The 19,160-nt window shown below is 39.5% G+C and carries 20 protein-coding genes; 7 read left to right on the top strand and 13 right to left on the bottom strand.

The genetic code is table 11. The features are described from left to right. Window positions 1–24 precede the first annotated feature (24 nt). The 3 genes from ACIROD_RS11360 to ACIROD_RS11350 form a co-directional block, all read right to left on the bottom strand. Window positions 25–2,091 (bottom strand): BglG family transcription antiterminator, encoded by a 2,067-nt coding sequence (locus ACIROD_RS11360; protein WP_402940817.1) that lies wholly within the window; start codon window positions 2,089–2,091, stop codon window positions 25–27. A gap of 711 nt (window positions 2,092–2,802) precedes the next feature. Beyond that, the gene (gene ycaC / locus ACIROD_RS11355) at window positions 2,803–3,444 is read right to left on the bottom strand and encodes an isochorismate family cysteine hydrolase YcaC (RefSeq protein ID WP_101224362.1); all 642 of its coding nucleotides are present in this window, start codon (window positions 3,442–3,444) and stop codon (window positions 2,803–2,805) included. A 170-nt stretch (window positions 3,445–3,614) separates the two neighbouring features. Then, the gene (locus tag ACIROD_RS11350) at window positions 3,615–4,175 is read right to left on the bottom strand and encodes an NADPH-dependent FMN reductase (protein WP_101224363.1); all 561 of its coding nucleotides are present in this window, start codon (window positions 4,173–4,175) and stop codon (window positions 3,615–3,617) included. A 245-nt stretch (window positions 4,176–4,420) separates the two neighbouring features. Between ACIROD_RS11350 and ACIROD_RS11345 the strand changes: the two genes are divergently transcribed. Both ACIROD_RS11345 and ACIROD_RS11340 read left to right on the top strand, forming a co-directional pair. Beyond that, a complete protein-coding gene (locus ACIROD_RS11345; protein WP_402940813.1) occupies window positions 4,421–5,512 on the top strand; it encodes a low temperature requirement protein A in 1,092 nt (363 codons plus the stop codon). A 133-nt stretch (window positions 5,513–5,645) separates the two neighbouring features. After that, the gene (locus ACIROD_RS11340; protein ID WP_101224365.1) at window positions 5,646–6,074 is read left to right on the top strand and encodes a MarR family winged helix-turn-helix transcriptional regulator; all 429 of its coding nucleotides are present in this window, start codon (window positions 5,646–5,648) and stop codon (window positions 6,072–6,074) included. Window positions 6,075–6,137: 63 nt separating this feature from the next. Here the strand turns inward: ACIROD_RS11340 and ACIROD_RS11335 are convergent, their stop codons facing one another. Continuing rightward, a complete protein-coding gene (locus ACIROD_RS11335) occupies window positions 6,138–6,284 on the bottom strand; it encodes a hypothetical protein (RefSeq protein WP_402940809.1) in 147 nt (48 codons plus the stop codon). A gap of 226 nt (window positions 6,285–6,510) precedes the next feature. On the opposite strand from ACIROD_RS11335, the gene ACIROD_RS11330 reads away from it, so the two are divergent. Both ACIROD_RS11330 and ACIROD_RS11325 read left to right on the top strand, forming a co-directional pair. Then, entirely contained in the window at window positions 6,511–6,846 is a 336-nt protein-coding gene (locus ACIROD_RS11330; RefSeq protein ID WP_402940806.1) for a hypothetical protein, read from the top strand. Then, entirely contained in the window at window positions 6,833–7,474 is a 642-nt protein-coding gene (locus ACIROD_RS11325) for an O-methyltransferase (protein WP_402940803.1), read from the top strand. Before ACIROD_RS11330 ends, ACIROD_RS11325 begins: the two co-directional genes overlap by 14 nt. 392 nt (window positions 7,475–7,866) lie before the next feature. On the opposite strand, the gene ACIROD_RS11320 is transcribed toward ACIROD_RS11325, so the two are convergent. From ACIROD_RS11320 to ACIROD_RS11305, 4 genes are all read right to left on the bottom strand, one after another. Then, window positions 7,867–8,022, bottom strand: coding sequence for a DUF1540 domain-containing protein (locus ACIROD_RS11320; RefSeq protein ID WP_065310844.1), 156 nt, complete (start codon window positions 8,020–8,022; stop codon window positions 7,867–7,869). A 165-nt stretch (window positions 8,023–8,187) separates the two neighbouring features. Beyond that, window positions 8,188–9,981 carry a carbon starvation protein CstA gene (gene cstA, locus ACIROD_RS11315; RefSeq protein ID WP_402940799.1) on the bottom strand — a complete coding sequence of 598 codons (1,794 nt, stop codon included), beginning with the start codon at window positions 9,979–9,981 and terminating at the stop codon, window positions 8,188–8,190. A gap of 141 nt (window positions 9,982–10,122) precedes the next feature. Beyond that, entirely contained in the window at window positions 10,123–10,869 is a 747-nt protein-coding gene (locus ACIROD_RS11310; protein WP_402940796.1) for a LytR/AlgR family response regulator transcription factor, read from the bottom strand. Continuing rightward, window positions 10,866–12,650, bottom strand: a complete 1,785-nt coding sequence (locus ACIROD_RS11305; protein ID WP_402940793.1) for a LytS/YhcK type 5TM receptor domain-containing protein — start codon at window positions 12,648–12,650, stop codon at window positions 10,866–10,868. The genes ACIROD_RS11310 and ACIROD_RS11305 overlap by 4 nt, the downstream gene beginning before the upstream one ends. Window positions 12,651–12,909: 259 nt before the next feature. Between ACIROD_RS11305 and ACIROD_RS11300 the strand changes: the two genes are divergently transcribed. The 3 genes from ACIROD_RS11300 (at window position 12,910) to ACIROD_RS11290 (ending at window position 14,777) form a co-directional block, all read left to right on the top strand. Next, window positions 12,910–13,599, top strand: coding sequence for a response regulator transcription factor (locus ACIROD_RS11300; RefSeq protein ID WP_402940790.1), 690 nt, complete (start codon window positions 12,910–12,912; stop codon window positions 13,597–13,599). A gap of 630 nt (window positions 13,600–14,229) precedes the next feature. Beyond that, window positions 14,230–14,550: a YbjQ family protein gene (locus ACIROD_RS11295; RefSeq protein ID WP_402940787.1), complete on the top strand. Its 321-nt coding sequence runs from the start codon at window positions 14,230–14,232 to the stop codon at window positions 14,548–14,550. Continuing rightward, window positions 14,550–14,777: a hypothetical protein gene (locus ACIROD_RS11290; RefSeq protein ID WP_402940784.1), complete on the top strand. Its 228-nt coding sequence runs from the start codon at window positions 14,550–14,552 to the stop codon at window positions 14,775–14,777. The genes ACIROD_RS11295 and ACIROD_RS11290 overlap by 1 nt, the downstream gene beginning before the upstream one ends. A 64-nt stretch (window positions 14,778–14,841) precedes the next feature. On the opposite strand, the gene ACIROD_RS11285 is transcribed toward ACIROD_RS11290, so the two are convergent. The 5 genes from ACIROD_RS11285 to ACIROD_RS11265 all read right to left on the bottom strand — a co-directional run bounded on the left by ACIROD_RS11285 (window position 14,842) and on the right by ACIROD_RS11265 (window position 19,026). Further along, entirely contained in the window at window positions 14,842–15,303 is a 462-nt protein-coding gene (locus tag ACIROD_RS11285) for a carboxymuconolactone decarboxylase family protein (protein WP_264895571.1), read from the bottom strand. Window positions 15,304–15,386: 83 nt separating this feature from the next. Beyond that, window positions 15,387–16,241, bottom strand: a complete 855-nt coding sequence (locus ACIROD_RS11280) for an RNA polymerase sigma-70 factor (RefSeq protein WP_402940781.1) — start codon at window positions 16,239–16,241, stop codon at window positions 15,387–15,389. Window positions 16,242–16,513: 272 nt separating this feature from the next. Next, window positions 16,514–17,218, bottom strand: a complete 705-nt coding sequence (locus ACIROD_RS11275; RefSeq protein ID WP_402940778.1) for a hypothetical protein — start codon at window positions 17,216–17,218, stop codon at window positions 16,514–16,516. Between the two features lie 317 nt (window positions 17,219–17,535). Beyond that, window positions 17,536–17,712, bottom strand: coding sequence for a hypothetical protein (locus ACIROD_RS11270; RefSeq protein ID WP_402940775.1), 177 nt, complete (start codon window positions 17,710–17,712; stop codon window positions 17,536–17,538). A 417-nt stretch (window positions 17,713–18,129) separates the two neighbouring features. Then, on the bottom strand, window positions 18,130–19,026 hold the full coding sequence (locus ACIROD_RS11265; RefSeq protein WP_402940772.1) for a LysR family transcriptional regulator: 897 nt from the start codon (window positions 19,024–19,026) through the stop codon (window positions 18,130–18,132). Window positions 19,027–19,160 lie beyond the last annotated feature (134 nt).

Below are 19,160 nucleotides of genomic sequence, written 5' to 3'. Positions count from 1 at the left end.
CATTTCCGCATACTACCATGATTTTCATTCCGCTTCCTCCTTCGAATATTTATGAACGTACTCCATAAGGACCGATTTATCTGAAGTGCTTAAGATTTCTTCTATATTGGCTGGCTCATTCAATAATTGAGTAAGCTGGATCAATGCCCGAAGATGCGAATCGTTATCTACGGCCGCCAAAATGATAATCAGGCGGACCGGTTTATCCGGCGCAAAGTCCACGGCCTCATCCAATTTCAGCAAACTCATGGATAAAGACCTGACCCCCTGCTCCGGACGTGCATGGGGAATCGCCACTCCAGGCGTTATCACTACATATGGTCCATTCGTTTCTATTGCCTCAATCATGGCATCCACATATCGTTCTTCGACGGTACCTAAGTCCACGAGAGGCTTGGCCGCGACTTGAATGGCTTCTTTCCAATCGGAAACTTGCTGCTGTAATTGGATTGTTTGCATATTGAGCAGTTCTTCTAACACAGGCTTCTCTGCCTCCTTTAAAGAAAATTGGGTTATTTTTGGTGTATGGGTATACACATTCGACTTCAAAGCCTTTTCAAGCTGATCCTGTTCATGGATGGTTGCATACTTGGCAATGATCTTTAATAAAGCTGCAACATCCACAGTTTCACTCGTATATCCATACAATTCCTGCATGACCTGCTGGCGTAATGTATGTTTGTCCTGCATTTCCAAAATCGGCGGTACAACGAATAATGCCGCTTTTGTTCTCATATGCACTGTCGAGAAAACAAGATCGTACGACAGTGGGTATTCAGCCGCATTCCTAACGGACAAAACATCCAGGAACAAAATATCAGGAAATAATTCCCTCAATGTATAAATGAGGATATTGCTGATGCCAATACCATTCGGGCATACGACAATCGCCCGTTTTCGATCATCCAATGTAGTTCCTTGCCTGCGCAGCCATCCGCCAAAATAGATTGTGAAATATGCCACTTCTCCTTCTGATACTGGACAGCCAACCTCTTTCTCCAACACCCACAGAGATTTTTTTGTCAAATGATGCAGTTCGGGATATACCTTCTGCACCCGTCCCGTCATCGGATTCATTTGCGGGAGGCCATACCGCAGGCGATGATATGCCGGTTTAAAATGAACGTATAATTGTTGGCATAGCTGCTCTTTGTCTTTTAGGTGAACAAATGCCAGCCTCTCGAACTCTTCCACGATTTCCTGCAAAAGGTGTTGAATGACTTCATCATCCTTAAGAGGGGAAATATCCTTCGTTCTATTCATGCTCAGTAAATGTAAGGTTGCGTATAAGTTTTCCGTTTCGCTCCATACTGATTGAAAGGCATTCGTCCTGGTCATTTCCTCAACCAGTTTGTATTCTTCCGTCGCAACAAACGGTGCCCAGCTCTCATCTGCCTGTAACTCTTCCCCTTTTCCTATGAGCTGATCTGTACATAGAAATAAATAGCTCAGTTCATGAAGCCGTTCATCCGTAAAGGTGATGCCCAATTTACGTTCGGCCCTTTCAAGCTGTAACCGGATCGAGCTGATTTGCTTTTCATGATTTCCCCATATGCACTCCATGATCCATTCACTATTGGGACTGTTCAGTACATCATGCACAAGACGTTCGATGATATATCTCTTTGTTCGGCTTTCCCCAATCACCACGTAGCCATCTTTTTTGGAATACTGGATTTTGAGCGATATGTCCCTGTTCTTCTCTTTAAGTCTTTTTAAATCCTTCAGCACCGTATTTCGTGAAAGCCCGGTGATCGTTTGGAAATGATAGACGGACAATTCCTCTCGGCTTAACAGGATCATGAGGTAAAAGACCTTTTCCCTATCTGTCTCTGAAAATATATAATTGCGTTTTGTTAGTTTTACATTCAATTCTTCATCCCTGATTGTTTCAGAAAAGGAGTAGCCCATTTCACGATTATATTGAATCGGTTGATATCCATGAAATTGGAGCCAGTCATTCGCTTTGCTCAGACCATATTGGATTTGCCTTCTCGTCAGACCTGTTTGGGCTTCAAGCTCTTTCATTTTTGAAATGGGCGAATGCTGTAATAGTTTTAGTAAATTGGCGCTTCTTTCATCTAAAAACATTCTCAATCCCTCTCCCTGCTTCTACGATATCTCACTTCTTATTAAAAATGTAGCGTTTCTCAGTCCGAATGTTGTCATAGGTACTGCACAATAATATACTCTATAAACATTTGTGCACAATACTGCACGTAATCAATTTTCAATACAGACAATATTTAGAAGAGGATATTATAGATATTATGTACTTCATACATTTTCGAATGAACCATTCAGTTTGGAGGCAAGTGAGGTCATGAGGCCAAGGTATAAAAGGGATTCGGGATGAAGCTGGGGGTTTAGAATGATGAACCGTTTTAAAGGTGCTAAACTTTTCTTTCATCAAATCAAAATGAAAGGGAAATCAACGTTCATATTTTACATAACCTCAAAAAGAAGTTCTAGCTAGATTTCAGAAATCCGCTCCCTTTCCGCCGACTGTCTGCCAAGCCTCCTCGACGCAAGCGTCTGTGGGTTCTCGGCTAGCCAGTTATTCGGCAGGAGTGTCGCAAATTTCTTCAATCCAATATGGTTTCGTCCCTTAAAAAAACAATAAAAAAATCATGAAGTATAGCAATTGTTTTAAAAGAACGGAACAGGAGTGCGAGACTCCCGTGAAATGCGAATAATTGTACTCATACTAAAAAACTGTAGGCAAACTCGATTTTCATCGAGCTTGCCTACAGTCCGAGAGGGAACAAATATCCCCTCTTTTATTCAATCGGTGCGTCATCTTTAGATCTGCTTGCTGAAATCGCGCTGAGCTCCCCTATAGCTTCCGATGATATTTTGATAACCAGGAAGCTGGCTGGAAAGTAAAGCTCCAAAACCTTCGACATCGTTGCGCCAATCACGTTGTAATTCGCACGCTACGCTAAACCAGTTCATAAGCTGCACACCGCCATGGGCCATACGCGCTAAAGCCGCATCAGCTACCTGTTTGCTTACTGTTCCAGAAGCATCAGTGACAGCGAATACTTCATAACCAGCTTTTAAAGCGGAAAGTGCCGGGAAAGCAACACAGACATCTGTAACCACTCCCGCGATGATAAGTTGTTTTTTTCCAGTTTCTTCGATTGCTTTAACAAAATCTTCATTATCCCATGCGTTAATTTGTCCAGGCCGAGCTATTTTTGGTGCGTGAGGAAAGAGTTCTTCCAATTCTTGCATGAGCGGTCCGTTTGGTCCGTTTTCAAAGCTTGTCGTTAAAATGACTGGTAAATCAAAAAACTTAGCTGTATTGGCAAGAGCCATAACATTGTTCTTGAATTCATCAACACCATAATCACGCACTAGCCCGGAAATAAGACCGGTTTGATGATCCACCAGAAGAACGGCAGCATCATCTTTGGAAAGACGGGAATAGAGATCAGACATTATTAAGTCCTCCTTTTATTAAAAGCTATCGAAGAAAGTTCATATGTAGGGAAATCCCCCCCAACTCCTTCGTTGGTTCCAGTCAGTTTATAACTTAACTGACTGTTGCTATTAGTTTATCTATAAACTCATAGCCTGTCAATCATATATAGATTAAGAATCATTGATTGTTAATCTATAATTGGAGTGTGATCGATCCAATGTATGAATTGTTGTAAATAACGCTCAAGATAACGTTTTGTTTGATCGTCAGTAAGCACTTTCCGATCAGGATCAATCTTTTTATGTACTTGCGAAATCAGCATTTTTTGAAATGGAAGAACATGAACTTGCATGGCTTCTAATACTTGCCTGATTTGCATTTGAGCAAATGCAGTTCCCATTCCACCAGGAGTAGCTCCAATCAGGCCAACTGGTTTTTTGGTAAGAACAGCGAACTCCCGAGGTCTTGATGCCCAGTCCAATGCATTTTTTAATACGCCTGGTATTCCAGAATTGTACTCTGGACTCACGATAATGATACCGTCGACGCCCTGGATGGCGGATTTAAATGATGCCACTGTTTCTGGAACCCCACTTATTTCTAAGTCTTCGTTAAACAACGGAAGATCATTAATTTCGATCCAGCGAAATTGATACGAATCAACCATATCTGTCAATGATTGAGCAATGATTCGATTATAAGAATTTTCCCGTAAACTGCCACAAATAAGGCCGATGGTTCTGGTCATCTACTTCCCTCCCCGTTTGAAATCATCTCCTATAGTACCATAATATACCAAAATTAAAAAAGTGACGTTATTCCTAATTAAATATTTACTGAATTTGGCTTAACTTAATATTGGGTAATTAGAACTTCTTATAATGGATCATGAATTCTAAATTGCTTTCCCCAAAGTTATATTGAACCCCCCTTCCATTTTCTGAATATTTCCAACATACTATAAACTATAAGGCGATTGGGAGGAGTGCAGAGATGGATGAAAAGAAAGTTACATGGTTAGAGCTCTTTTATGATTTGTTATTTGTGGCGGCCGTTGCTGGCGCAACTCATGTTTTACTGCATGTTGAAGATGGTTATATCCATCCAGAGTATTTATTAAAGTTCGTATTGATTTTTATTCCTATCTGGTGGGCTTGGGTAGGACAAACCATATTTATTAACCGGTTTGGAAAGGATGTATTTCATCAACGGCTATTTTTGATATTGCAAATGTTTTTTGTCCTGATCATGACATCAAGCTTATCTGCTGATTTTGATCCCTATTATGTTTCTTTTTTAATTGGTTATATTGGATTGAGAGCCGTGACTGCTATCCAATATCTTGTTGTACAGCGGATAGAAAAGGGATTTAGAAAAAAGGCAGCACTTTTTTTGGGAAGGTATTTTTGGATTGGAATCGCCATTTCATTATTCTCCGTCCTTTTTGATTCTTGGCTTCGGTATGCTGTGTTGTATTTGGGTATTCTGATTGATATCATTGTCCCGATCCTTGGAAGAAAGTGCTTAGAAAAGGTTCCTACAAATACGGCCCACTTGCTAGAGCGCTTTGGTCTATTTACCATCATTCTCTTTGGGGAAGCTCTTGTCAGCACTCTTGCGGTAATTCAACCTAAACAAGGAAATTGGGATTCGATAGCCTTTTCCATCATTTCATTTGCCCTGATAATAGCTATGTGGTGGCAATATTTTGATAACATGGAGAAGAAAGTCGACAAGTCTGTACAATCTTCCGGCCAGATCATCATTTACGGACATCTGTTTATTTTAATGTCTATAAGCATGATTGCAGCAGCCATCAGATTATTGTTTTTACATGAGGTCCATTATTCATTCATCCTCTATTTTGTTTTTGGTTCCGTATTGCTCTATTTCATTTCAACCACTTTTGTTTTCCACCAATATAGACACAAACACCAGCGGTTGCAAATTTATCATTTAGGGCTATTTTTAGGGATTTTAGGACTCTTTTTTATTTTTAATTTGTTTGTCGGTGTACCAAATATTGTGATTATAGCCGAATTAACACTGTTTTTTATTATCTTTGCTAAACTAACGACTACATAATAAAGAAATCAAAGAAACCAGTATCGTAAGATTATACTAGTTTCTTTGTATAGAAGTTGGAAGTTTTTGCATTTGACACCTAATTAGTTTATTCATAAACTGATTGGGACAAAGAAAGTATGAGGTGACATTCATGCATCCCTTCACATCTAATAATGAGGAAAGACTAGGTTTAATGTTATGGTTCCGAATCACACGAATATATAATCAGAGTATCCGGGAATCCAATCAACATTTAAAGAAATGGAATCTATCGGCAGCCCAATTCGATATCTTGGTTCAAGTGGGTTCCCATGAACGATTGTCTCAGCAAGAACTGGCAAACAAGCTTTTTGTGACGAAAGGCAATATCACTCAACTATTAAGGAAAATGGAAGAAATGGGATTGATTAAACGGGAGCAGGAATGGAAAACAAAATACCTTTCATTGACTGATGAAGGAAAAGAGTTTTTTCATGAAGTCGTTCCAAAACAAGAGCATTTTCAGGCATCACAGTTTTCCAACTTGAACGAGACGGAAAAACAACAGCTTTTAGATTTACTTAGTAAAGTTCAAAAATAATAAAAAAACAGATCACCCGTTTGAATGGTGATCTGTTTTTTTATCTTTGTTACTTCGGTTTTTTCATGAACAATGAAGCACCACATTCACGATGGCGAAAATCAAACAAATTTTAAATACAAGTGTTGAACCTGAGGCGGCAGCTACCGGTAAATCATTTGCCACATCAGTCAAGTAGCCATTTTGCTTCGCAGAGAATGGGGAAACCATGACCGCTATCCCAATTGCCCTTGGTTAATACAAACCGGTCTGTTTGCAAAAAAAATCTTTGAATGTAAGTCTTTTTTTTTCCTCTCTAAATAACAATTTAGACAAACTTTTTATTACTGCATTTTGATTATTCTACTCGATTATCAGTTGACATTTTGTATACAAATGTATACATTAAACAAAAGAGAAAGTGTATACATATGTATACATGGAAAGAGGTTATAACATGAGAGATGAAAAATTCAAAAAAGATGGACATCACGGTGGCAGGCATAAAGACCATGGTTCACACCATCGTGGCCCCAAAACGTTTCGCCGCGGAAGGGCAATTGCTTTTTTAGAGATGATGAATCTTAAACGTTCAACCATTATGGAACAGTTAGATAAACCAGAGTTTCAATCCATCAATCAAATCTTAGTCGGTGAATTGAAAGCAATTGATATGTTAATCAACGAGTTCATTCAATTATTTGAAATACAAGAAAATGAAGCAGCCAATAAGAAAAGTGAAGAAAAGGAAACTTCCAATGAGAAAGGAATGGAAATGAATGAAACAAATTAACAGTTATATCGACTCAGTGTTTTATACCGGAGATGCCCTTTTGGAAGAAGTCATTTCGTCCATACAAGAAAACGGAATGCCGTCCATATCGGTATCCCCCTCATCCGGAAAACTTCTTACTATGCTTATATCCATTTCAGGAGCTAAAAATGTATTGGAAATAGGCGCTCTTGGGGGGTATAGCGGAATCTGCCTTGCCAGGGGATTCGGCAGCGAAGGAAAATTAACCTCTCTTGAATTAAAGGAGGAATACGCAAAGTTAGCTTATCGCAATCTATCCAAAGCTGGCTTTGGCGACCAAGTATCATATATGACCGGAGCAGCTCTGCAAAGCCTTGAACAACTTGAGCGTGATAACAGGAAATTTGATTTTTTCTTTATAGATGCTGACAAGGACAATTATGAAAATTACCTGCAATATTGCATTAAACTGGCAGAACCGGGTGCTTTAATCGTCATGGATAACGTACTTGCGAGGGGCAGTGTCGCAGATCCGGATGCTGAACCTAAACAATACACTGCATTTATGAAGGCATTCAATGAAAAGGTGGCCAATCACCCTCAATTGGAATCCATGCTAATTCCAATCGGTGATGGGCTGACTATTTCAAAAGTAATTCTCAGGTAAGTGCAAACTCACGAGTAAAACTTCTTAATTCACGAGTAAACTGCCCAAACTCACGAGTAAACTGCTCAAACTCACGAGTAAACTGCTCAAATTCACGAGTAAACTGCCCAAACTCACGAGTAAACTGCCCAAACTCACGAGTATAGTGCGAATTCTTGAGTATTTCGTTCAAATTCACGTATATATCAATCAAATTCTCGATATATCGCTCAATCTCAAGTATATATCGACCAAACTTTCGATTTTATCGATCAAACTCTCAAATATATCGCCCAAATATCCTTTCCATGAAGAAAAAATAATATGAATTTCTATAATCTTGAATGAAAATGATTTTTATTATCAATAATAAATATGAAAGAAGGTAACCAGTGATGGTTACCCCCGATTGTTTAAATTTCTGGATCAAATGTTTTGCAATCCGTTTCTTTGCTATTTGATGCTTGGTTCCCTTTATGGCTGACAACATAAATAGCATCTGCACTGCATTTGTTTCCAGAATCCCAATATTTACAATTATTCACTTCACATAGAACATCTTTTGCCATCTTATCACACCTCCTCATTTGCTATCATTAACAAAGTTGGGGTTATTGATACTTTCCTTTTTCAGGTTTTGGTGTCTTAATTTTAAGGAAACGGTATTGAGGGCATTTTCTACCGTTCGCAACGAACAAAAATCCGGGCAGTTTTCCGCCCGGATTTTTTTATGCTCATGCTGATCTTTTCAATAGTTCTGCTTGAGGTATTTTCCAAAGCTCCCGCCATTTTTTCAAGGCGGCAACCAGAATGATCAAGCCCAGGATTAACATGGTGATCGATAATACTCCGTTCAAGATGCTGAATCCTGCAGAGTCCGGGTTCAGGTATACGTTTTTCACCATCCAGTACCCTGCTACATTAACCGTTACATATAAGTAGGCAAGGGGTACTAGGCATGTCCAGATATACCAGCGTTTGTCTGCGATTTTCAATACGACGGTCGCACCGATGATGAGTCCAATCGAAGCCATGAGCTGGTTGGATACGCCAAAGAGTGCCCAGATCGAACCGATGTCCCCAGAGTAAAGCAGGTATCCCCAGATAAAGCAGGCTAACGCGCTGGCGAAGATGTTCCCTGGCAGCCAGTCGACTCGTTTTAATGGTTTATAGAACTCCCCGAAGAAGTCCTGGATCAAGTACCGGGCAACACGTGTCCCTGAATCGATTGCGGTTAATATGAACACCGCCTCGAACATGATGACGAATTGGAAGAAAAATGAAGCCAGTTTGTCAAAGAAGGGTATTTCGGTAAAAATATAGGTCATGCCGACAGCAAGTGTAACTGCCCCGCCTGTCCGTCCCTCCAGATTAATGCCGATTTCTTCACTGAGCTCGTCAAGGTGTACGGTTTCCATGCCTAATGTTTGAAATACTTCAGGTGTGGAGTTAATCGCAAAATAATCTCCTGGCTGCAGCGAAACCGCAGCAATCAATGCCATGATGGCGACGACACATTCGACAAGCATCGCTCCGAAACCAACGGATTTGATATCACTCCAACGGTTTAACATTTTTGGAGTTGTGCCTGATCCGACAAATGCATGGAATCCTGAAATCGCCCCACAGGCGATGGTTATTGAAATGAAAGGCCAAACTGGACCGGCTACGATCGGGCCCCCGCCATTAATGAATTCGGTAAACGCAGGAAACTGGATTTCTGGATTCACGACGAAAACACCGATAATCAATGCGGCAAATACACCGATTTTCATAAATGTACTCAAGTAATCACGTGGTGCCAGCAGCAGCCAAACAGGCAATGCGGCAGCAAAGAAAGCATAGATCGGCAAAATGATGGCAAGTGTACTCGCTTCAAGTGTCAATAATTCACCAAGTGCCGTTCCTTGAATGTTCGGACCAAGTAAAATTCCGGCCATGATGAGCGCGAACCCGACGATGGTCGCCCCTTTCAGGTTGCCGGTTTTTTTATGGTAAAGCCCTACACCCATGGCAATCGGAATGGTGATCCCGACAGCAAACGTCCCCCATGGATTATTTTCCAAAGCATGCAGCACGACCATTGAAAGTCCTGCCATCGTGATCGTAATGATAAAAAGCATCGCTAGTCCTGTACAGAAGCCTGCTACAGGTCCAAGTTCCTCTTTCGCAACTTCCGAAAGGGATTTGCCGTCTTTACGCATCGACGCGAAGAGCACGACGGCATCATGAACGGCCCCCCCGATTACAGCCCCGATCAAAAGCCATAATAAACTTGGCAAATAGCCGAATTGTGCTGCAAGGATCGGACCCACCAAAGGACCAGCCGCAGCAATGGCTGCAAAATGGTGGCCGAATGCCACCCATTTATTTGTTGGAACATAATCTTTTCCATCTTCTAATTTATGGGCCGGAGTCGGCTTGGAATCATCAAGTTTTAATACTTTGAGTGCTATGAATGTCCCGTATAAACGGTAGGCAATCATTAATATACAAATGGAGCCTATGACAATTGTAACCGCATTCATATTTGAACCCCCTCTATTACTTACATCGTAAAAAAATGATATCACAATGAAAGCGAATTCAATGGGTTTTCAAGTTATAATGCAGATATCGAGGGATAGATTGCATTATCAAGAAGATAAAATGCAGAATTATGAAAATTTTTAAAAACCGATGAGCTGCTTTAGCTCCTTCACATACGTCCGGCTTACCGGGATGTTTGATCCATCACTCATAATGAGATTATAAGTCGAGTTGAACCAAGGCTGTATTTCAGAAATATGGATGACATTCACGATAAAACCACGATGCACCCGTAAAAATGAGCGCTTATCGAGCTTCTTTTCAAGCACGATGAGAGGGTCACCGATTTTATATTCATTTTCCTCTGTTTTAATGATCGTCTTTCCTTCCATGAGTCCTATGAACAAAATATGATCCCGGTCGATCAAAACGATCCGATCATCTATCACTACAGCCAATTTACCTGTCTGTTCCACCGCGGTTCGGCTGGCGGAAGCTGATGTCCTGGATTCGTCTTTCCCGATTTGACGCTGCTTCATGAGCTTATCCAATGTTTGCCGAATCCTTTTTTCATTAAATGGCTTTAATAGATAATCAAATGCATATAACTCGAAGGCTTGGAGGGCAAACTCATCATAAGCGGTCGCAAAAATAAGCGATGGTGCGGGGTCAAGTTCCGCCAATTGCTTAGCCAAATGCAAGCCATTTCCATCTGCAAGCTCAATGTCCAAAAAGACAAGTTCAGGTTTAAGTCGGGATATATCCCTTATGGCATCTTCTATCCCCTCAGCCTCACCCACGACTTCAACTTGCCTGCTTCTCTTCAATAGATATTTCAATTCATCTCTTGCCAGTGGTTCATCCTCTACGATAAATGCTTTCATCATCGTTGCCATATGCTCCTTTCGAGTGGTATTGATATTTTCACTTTTGTTCCGTGTCCCGTCTCACTTTCTATCGAGAGGCTGGCCTGTCCTTTATAGATCCCTTCCAGCCGTTCACTGATATTATGAAGGGCCGTTCCTGTACCCTTAGCCGATTCTACAGCATGCTTACCCAATTCATCTATTCTCCCGCTTGAAATCCCTTTTCCGTTATCTTCCACAACAATGCGCATCGCATCGTCTTTAAAGTATGCGTGAAGGATGATTTGACCTTTGCTTTTCACATGTGGAAATGCGTGGTGTACCGCATTCTCAACAAGTGGCTGCAACGTGAATGGAGGGATAAGAACTTCATTCAGCCTTGGCTCAATGCGATAGTCGATATGAAATTTATTTGGAAAACGCGCCTGCTCCAGTGATAAATAAGCATTAACATGCTCTAATTCCTTTTCTAGCGGCACCAGGATTTGTCGGGCTCCTTGTAAATTAGAGCGAAAGAAAGCACTGAGCTCCTGCAATAAACTTCTTGCCTTCTCGACATCCGTCCTGCATAGAACAGATATCGTATTGATTGCATTGAATAAAAAATGCGGATGGACCTGTGCTTGCAATGCCTTAATTTCAGCATCTTTCAATAATTTCGTTTGCATTTCCGCTTTAGCGAGTTCCAATTGAGTGGAAAATAGTTTGGCCAATCCTTCAGCTAACTCTTGTTCCACTTGGCCTAATTTATCCGGATGCTTGAAATACATCTTCAAAGTCCCGACCGTTTTCTGTTGGACCTGCAACGGCAGGACTACGGCCGCTTGCAATGGGCATTGATCATGAAAACAATAAATGTCCTTTTTTGTTTTGGCCACGATTATTTTCCCTTGTTCAAGGGCTTTTTTCGTTAAGCCTGTCGCTATTCCCACCTTAGGGACATGGTGATCAGACGCAGAGCCAACATGGGCAAGTACGCTATGATCATTGGTAATGGCCACGGCATCGGCTTCAGTCAGCCCCAAGATGATTTGGGCTATTCTCTTGCATGAAGTTTGATTCAGACCTTGCCGGAAAAAGGGCAAAGTCTGATCCGCAATCAGGAACGCAAGATTGGTTTGTACGGCCCGAGTCCGTGCTTCGTCCCTTGTGATCGACTGAATGATGAGCATGAATAGTAAAGTCCCGAACCCATTGATGATGATCATGGGAATCCCGATTACTTGTACGAGCTCCCACGCCTTTTCAAATGGTTTGGTAGTCACCAGGATGATGCCCATTTGGATCGCTTCCAATGCCATGCAAATGGGCAGGGCAAACCAAGGGGTAATCATCCCATGCTTTCGGCGCCTTTTCCCCAAAAGACCCGATAAAACCCCAGCCAAAATTGCAGCGATCGCACAAGCCCCCGCCGTAAAGCCTCCGAGAAAATAACGGTGAAGCCCCGCAATCAAACCTACTCCCAACCCAACAAATGGTCCCCCCAGTAAACCGCCGATAGCCACGCCCATAATTCTTGTGTTAGCAATCGCGTTATCGGGAGCAATCTCAGCATGCCAATCACCATCCGGCATGGCATGAGTTCCGATTTCGATTCCTGTATAGTTACTTATGATGCCGAATGTTCCAAAAAGTGCGATAAACATGATTTTCTTCGACATTTCATGTTCATGGCCTATCATTTGCCGAAACGGTTTCATATAAGAAAGCAGGAAGGCAGCAATCACGATGATCCCCACTTTTTCAAACAGCGACGGTAATAAATCAACCAAAGCATTCACCCCCATTTCTGGCTTTTTCATTCATCTTACACCAGCCATGAAATCCTTGTCGAATTTTGTTTTAGGTTTAGGAGATGGGTGTATAAGCATTATTTTTAGAATTTCATCAATACTCTGTGTAAATAAGTTAGCAATTGAATAAAATCCAAACCCGACGTGCCGTATCATTTCTGAAATAGCAATCATCATTTTTGGAACCCATCACAAGGTAAAATAGTTTATTGTGAAGCGAGGAGAGTAAACAGGTATTTCATTTTAGGAACAAGTATGAGGTATGAATATGGAATTGAAAAATCAAATCATTTATATCAGTAAAAAAGTATTGAATAGTATTAAGAATTTCAAGTTTAATTTTGAAACTACTATATTTATCTTTGATAAAGAGCTAAATATTTTATACTCTAAGAGTAATTTTGAACATAAAGATATATGTAATTTGGTTATAAAAGAATCTGTTGAAAATAATGCATTTGTTTTAAGTTCATTGCAAAATACTACTGTAAAAACTAAAAATCAAATCTCCGGGAAGTATTTTAGTGTTTTATCTTCCCCGATCCATGAAATTAAAAATAAGGAATTGCAAGGGTATGTTGGTATAATCACAAAGGATGATAATGGAAATTTCGAAATGATTTCTGAAATGCTCGCTAATCAAATCTCCTACGAGTTACATGTGTATCGTGAGAAATTATTAATAGAAGAGATAATAAAAACAGATACATCATCTTTAATCACCAGGGAACAACAACATGAAGTTGAATTGCGAATAATAAAAAATATAACTCAAGGTCTCAAAGATAAAGAAATAGCTGATAATCTGAATATAAGTGTTTCTACAGTTCGTAACTATGTAAATAAAATGTTTGAAGAACTAGATGTTACATCCAGATCACAATTAATCAGCTTACACTATGAAAATAAATTGTATGAAATTCTTAATGAAATAAAGATAAATAACCGCTATTTTTAGTACTTATAGGAGGAGTTATGATTAGTAGAGTCAGAACTTTTTATACACTAGGGGTTATATCATTAATTGGTGCTGCACTATTCCCAGTAGGATATGTAAAATCTTTCAATATATTTATCTCGTTGTTTATTTTAGGTATATTACTTATCTTAATCGCTCAAATTCAAAAAAAGAAAAATAAATTATGAAGGCCTTTTAAGTCTAAACTCTTGAGAGACCTTCATTATTTACCTATAAGTTGATACTATTTACTACTTGATGTAATCCTACAAAACACTAATATTATAGAGCTAGCCCATATAAGAGCTTATATGGGCATTCACAGTAGTATCATGAGCATCATAAATCTACACACATATATAACAATCAAAAATCAGCAGTAAAAACACCAATAAATTTAATCCCATTTCTTTTCTGCGAAATGGGATTTTTTATGCTTACCCGAAATATGTTATCTATTGTTAAGGGGGATAAAGCTTATATTATGGTAAAATTTAAAGGAATGATTATTGCGCTTGATAAAAAAGGAACTAAAGGGAATGTTTAAACTTCATTCGAACTTGGATCATTTGTTTATGCTTTCAGTTCAGGAAAATTTCATAATAAAGTAATAAGTCGGAGGCGATTAATGTGTTGGTAGTTACCACAGAAAAAATTGAAGGGTACAAAATTGTAGAGGTAAAAGGGCCTGCCTTCGGTCTAATTGTAAGAAGTAGAGGGATTGGCGGCGATATCATGGCAGGGTTAAAATCCCTGGTAGGCGGAGAAATCAAGCAATATACAGCGATGCTTGAAGATTCAAGAAAAGAAGCTATGGACCGTATGATAAAAAATGCCAATGAAATGGGTGCAAACGCAATTATAATGATGAGATATGATTCTGGGGAAATCGGTAAAAATATGAGCGAAATTGTTGCATATGGAACCGCCGTCATTGTGGAGAAAATATAATGAAATTCATCATAGGGTACTATATATTACAAATTATTATAGTTATCTTATGCATTTTACTTGGATACTTTATCTATGATAAACGGTTTAAACGCAATCACGGTGTAAAAGTTCCTGATGGATTTAAATCGACAGATGAAATAAATATAGACCCCGTGACTGGAGAAAAAACAAGGGTGTATTATAATCCTGATACGGGTGAACGCTTTTATAAAAAAGAAAAATAATTAAAAAGCCACGTTTTTACAATTAAAACCCCTTGTAACCATACAAGGGGTTTTGATAACGACATTATTTTTCCATTACAGGCTTATAGTGCCCTGGTATGTTTTGGGCTGAAATGGCCAATCGGTTCCAGCCATTGATCGTGATAATTATGGTAACGAGATCGATATATTGTTTTTCATCAAAATGAAGGCGGACCCTCTCATACAGTTCATCAGGTACACCGTTTGCAGAAATGACCGTGACCGCTTCCGTCAATTCCAACGCTGCCCTTTCCGAATCAGAATAGAATGGTGTTTCACGCCAAGCACTCAAACAGTAAATTCTTTGTTCCGTTTCACCCATCGCCCGGGCATCCTTTGTATGCATATCCAAGCAGTACGCACAGCCATTGATTTGAGAGGCGCGAATTTTAATCAATTCGATTAATGTGCTATCGATTTCCGTTGTTTTCTTGTACTCCTCCAAACCCATCATTAATTTGACCACTTCACGATTTGTCTTCATGTAGTTAATCCGTTGTTCCATGTCTATCTCCTCCATTATCTTTTTAGGTTCCACTTATAAGACAAAATAGAGGTTTGATTTGTGACATCAAAAAAAGAGAGCCCTCAATCTATCACAGGAATATGATTTAATTTATCGGGATTGGTGACAATGAAGATTTTGCGGATATTTTTTTGTTTTGGATCTAATTCAAAGCAGATGACTTTGGTAGGCTTTCCTTCTTTCATTTGCAAAATTCCTTCCTGACCATTGACCATAACCGGAAGAAGTTCTCCTATGAAACCACCTTTAGCAGAAACGCCTTTAAGAAAGGAGGATACGCGCTGTTTGGTTACAATTGGATTTAATGCAGAAAGCACTCTTCCTCCGCCGTCAGTAACAAGGACAACATCTTCTGTAAGAAGATCCAAAAACTCCTCAAAGTTTCCTGTCGCAGATGCTTTTATGAATTTTTTTGCCAAAAGATCGACATGTTTCGTATCCTCCGGATGGACAGGCCTATCATTCTGTAATTTCCGCTTAGCCCGGCTGTAGATCTTTCTGCAGTTCACTTCATTCTTTTCGAGCATCTCGGCGATATCTTCATAGCTGTAAGTGAATGCTTCCCTAAGCACGAAAACCGCTCTTTCAACAGGTGAAAGCTGTTCCAGCAAAACGAGGAAGGCATATGCAACCGTTTCATCCGTTACGACCTTATCTAGAGGCTGATCTGTTTCGTTTACCCGAGGTTCTGGCAGCCAAGGACCTGTGTAAACCTCTCTTCTCTTACGGGCTGATTTTAAAAAATTCAGACAGCGGTTTGTCGTCATTTTCGCAAGATATGCTTTCATGTCCTTAATTTCGTCGGTATCAAGCTTAAGCTGCAGGAATAAATCATGAACGATATCTTCTGCATCTGTAACCGATCCGAGCATCCGGTATGCGATGGAAAAAAGAAACGGTCGATATGTCTTATACAATGTATCCAACTCCACTTGCTTCACCTATTTTCTATCAAATTCGTTTTCGAAATCCTATCACTAATTATTCTCTAACCCAATCATTTATCCTTCTTAATCTGAATAAAGCAGACAATCCTATCATACAAAAAAGAGCAGCAAAAGAGCTGCTCTCAGACTGTAGACAAACTAGCTACCTACCGTTCAACAGGATTAATTTTTATGCCCACTTTTTAGACAAATATATGACCATCATCTGTCAAATGGTGTACCCATTTTTGGAAACTCATTTATCAAGGTGCTTCATACCATACGATATCATCAAACATTTTTACAACCCGCGGTATGAAGCCTTCTTCATATTCTTCCGGGTATTGAACGATTGCATAGTAAACGCGGTCGCCATGTTGAAAAACCGACACTGTACCCAATATGGAATAATTACTGCCCTTCTGACTAATGTCAAATTCCACCTCAGACCAATCAAATCGGTTAGGCGAATTATCAGATCGCTGTTTTATCTCAAAGTCGTTGCTTATCACAACTTCCCTCGCAAACTCCGCCTGTTCTTCTATTGTCGCATTCGTACCCTCACTTTTGGAAAATATCTGAACTTTGGCGTCCTCATTTCTCTTGCCTGCAAAGTTTGCAAAAACAATCATTGTATCTCCTTCACCAGAACTAGCCTCTTCAACGACCATGTCATCCACGATGTAGGTTGAGAATCCCAATGCCTGACTATGATGAAGCGTGAATTGGAATGGTTCTTCCATACCTTCTAATATGATCGTATCCGTTTTCGTATTTGGCAGATCTTTTGTCGGATTTTCACCCGATTCACCTGAAGAATCTTCATCTTGCCCGTCGGTTTGCTTAGGATTATCATTTGGCTTTTCTGAAATTGGCGGAGATTCCTTATTTCCCTCCTGGACTCCTTTACAAGCACTAAGTCCTGTTACCAAAAAAACGGCTGCCAAAATCAACAATATCTTTTTCATTGGAACCCTCTTTTCTTGTGTTTTAACAAATTATTATACGGTCCCATATGGAAAAAAGTTACACTATGCTTCATTGAAATATCAGAATTTATCGACTAAAAAAGATCGATACTCCACTCGTTCCGAAAAGAAAATATGAGATCGATTCACTTTGATGCGTCTATATCTTTATTTAAGTAAACTATTCAATAGATAGTTTGAATAGGGAGTGCTTGAATGTATGATAATGTAAAAAATCCACGTTCAAAAGGCCGCCAATTGGCGGCCTTCATAACTTCTACTAATTTGAAAAATAAATGTTTATGTATCGTTTATGGTTAAGATCCAATGCTATGTTCTACTGCAGTATCCCAACTAGGAAAATAATACAATGCATTCTTCATTAACTCCGGATCTGACTTCTTTACCTCTTTCTTTCGAGGTAGCTTCCCTTCTTTTTCTACTAAGTCAGAAATTTGATTTACGACTTCTTCAACACTCATATTTACTTCCATCTCTGTTCCCTCCTTCTTGTTATTATTTATATTTTTTCCCAATTGATGAAAAGTAATACAATTTTTCTATAGTTAAACTACCAGTTTAGTTTAAGTAGGTTATTTGAATGTATGATAATTGAAATGATTGTACAGACAAAAAGCCAACGAAATCGTTGGCTTTTGTCTAAATAATTCACAAATGCTTTTCCAAGTTAACGTTTGGTCCACCTTTGGTTAATGCTAAATACTTTCTAGAAGTAACATGATTAATAAACGACAAGCATAAGGAAACCGAAGCAATAATAAATACCATACTATGCTATATCGCTGTCCCTGTATCCCCATGTTTTACTTTTTATGAATAGTTTCGCAGCCTAAAATAATTGTTTCAGCGATCCCCTATCATTCTATGTAAAGCGATTTGCTGCTCCTCCTTCATATCAGCTCAGGAGTAGGTCCAGGGTTTTGCTTAAATAGGTTTTCATGATGAGCTTCAATCGTTTGCAAGAAGCTTTTCATCGAGTTTGTCATATAAGCATCTTTACGGTGAATGAAAACTGTCGAGATATTGCGGTATTCTTCCGGAATTGGATGCACGTGGACTTTTTCATTGGCTGTTAGGTGATTTACCGCCGAATGTGGTACGAGGGTAATGCCAAGGCCGAGTGTTACGCTGGTTAAGATCGTTTCCAATACATTGAACTCCATAATCCTTTTGGGCATCACTTCTTCTTCCCTCAGCCATTGTTCCAGTTTAGAGCGATAGCCACACCCCTGACTGAATACTAAAAATGGTTCTGTTATGATTTCTTCAAGGTTAAATGTTTCATTTCTTGTAACTAATACAAGTTTTTCTGTACATACATCGTATGGCTGAATGAGCGGATGTTTGATCGGTCCTGTAACAAAAGCGCCATCCAGCCTGTGTTCAATGACATCTTTGATTAAGTCTTCTGTTAACCCCGCCTTTATGGATAAATCGACATTTGGATACTGTTTATGATAGGAGGCTAGAATCTTGGGAAGATCGCTGACCGTTTCAACTGTACCGATATTCAATATCCCTGTAGGTGTTTCACTATCCAGAAATACTTGCTTGAGTTCTTCCACATCAAGCAAAATTTTGTTTACATACTCCAGCATTTTTCTGGCCTCCGCAGTTAGAGACATGCCACGTTTATGCCTGTTGAATAAAGGCGTCCGTAACTCCTGCTCTAAATGCTTAATCCTCGCCGTTACATTGGATTGGACGTAATTCAACTCAACGGCCGCCTTACTTACGCTGCCATATTTAGCGACGCACTGGAATATTTGCAAATCCCGCATTTCCATAAAAGTGCCCCCCCCTTTTCAACTATCATTAATAATGATGATTATATTCATTTTAAGTCATTTTACATGATAATGACTTTATCATAAGGTGTGTATAGGAATTAAATCAATCATTATTTTTGAGGGGAAGCTTT

Origin of the sequence: Peribacillus sp. NPDC101481, from assembly GCF_044767165.1 — a bacterium.
GTDB lineage: Bacteria > Bacillota > Bacilli > Bacillales > DSM-1321 > Peribacillus.
The sequence above is the reverse complement of the archived record's forward strand: the minus strand, read 5'-3'. Positions and strand labels throughout refer to the sequence as shown.

Excerpts from the sequence above, each read along its gene's own strand:
- ACIROD_RS11350 (WP_101224363.1), bottom strand. The coding sequence starts at position 4,175 with ATGACCAGAACCATCGGCCTTATTTGTGGCAGTTTACGGGAAAATTCT.
- ACIROD_RS11265 (WP_402940772.1), bottom strand. The coding sequence starts at position 19,026 with ATGGAAATGCGGGATTTGCAAATATTCCAGTGCGTCGCTAAATATGGC.
- ycaC (WP_101224362.1), bottom strand. The coding sequence starts at position 3,444 with ATGTCTGATCTCTATTCCCGTCTTTCCAAAGATGATGCTGCCGTTCTT.
- ACIROD_RS11290 (WP_402940784.1), top strand. The coding sequence starts at position 14,550 with ATGAAATTCATCATAGGGTACTATATATTACAAATTATTATAGTTATC.
- cstA (WP_402940799.1), bottom strand. The coding sequence starts at position 9,981 with ATGAATGCGGTTACAATTGTCATAGGCTCCATTTGTATATTAATGATT.
- ACIROD_RS11330 (WP_402940806.1), top strand. The coding sequence starts at position 6,511 with ATGAGAGATGAAAAATTCAAAAAAGATGGACATCACGGTGGCAGGCAT.
- ACIROD_RS11345 (WP_402940813.1), top strand. The coding sequence starts at position 4,421 with ATGGATGAAAAGAAAGTTACATGGTTAGAGCTCTTTTATGATTTGTTA.
- ACIROD_RS11325 (WP_402940803.1), top strand. The coding sequence starts at position 6,833 with ATGAAACAAATTAACAGTTATATCGACTCAGTGTTTTATACCGGAGAT.
- ACIROD_RS11305 (WP_402940793.1), bottom strand. The coding sequence starts at position 12,650 with ATGAAAAAGCCAGAAATGGGGGTGAATGCTTTGGTTGATTTATTACCG.
- ACIROD_RS11285 (WP_264895571.1), bottom strand. The coding sequence starts at position 15,303 with ATGGAACAACGGATTAACTACATGAAGACAAATCGTGAAGTGGTCAAA.
- ACIROD_RS11340 (WP_101224365.1), top strand. The coding sequence starts at position 5,646 with ATGCATCCCTTCACATCTAATAATGAGGAAAGACTAGGTTTAATGTTA.
- ACIROD_RS11300 (WP_402940790.1), top strand. The coding sequence starts at position 12,910 with ATGGAATTGAAAAATCAAATCATTTATATCAGTAAAAAAGTATTGAAT.
- ACIROD_RS11320 (WP_065310844.1), bottom strand. The coding sequence starts at position 8,022 with ATGGCAAAAGATGTTCTATGTGAAGTGAATAATTGTAAATATTGGGAT.
- ACIROD_RS11275 (WP_402940778.1), bottom strand. The coding sequence starts at position 17,218 with ATGAAAAAGATATTGTTGATTTTGGCAGCCGTTTTTTTGGTAACAGGA.
- ACIROD_RS11270 (WP_402940775.1), bottom strand. The coding sequence starts at position 17,712 with ATGGAAGTAAATATGAGTGTTGAAGAAGTCGTAAATCAAATTTCTGAC.
- ACIROD_RS11335 (WP_402940809.1), bottom strand. The coding sequence starts at position 6,284 with ATGGTTTCCCCATTCTCTGCGAAGCAAAATGGCTACTTGACTGATGTG.
- ACIROD_RS11360 (WP_402940817.1), bottom strand. The coding sequence starts at position 2,091 with ATGTTTTTAGATGAAAGAAGCGCCAATTTACTAAAACTATTACAGCAT.
- ACIROD_RS11310 (WP_402940796.1), bottom strand. The coding sequence starts at position 10,869 with ATGATGAAAGCATTTATCGTAGAGGATGAACCACTGGCAAGAGATGAA.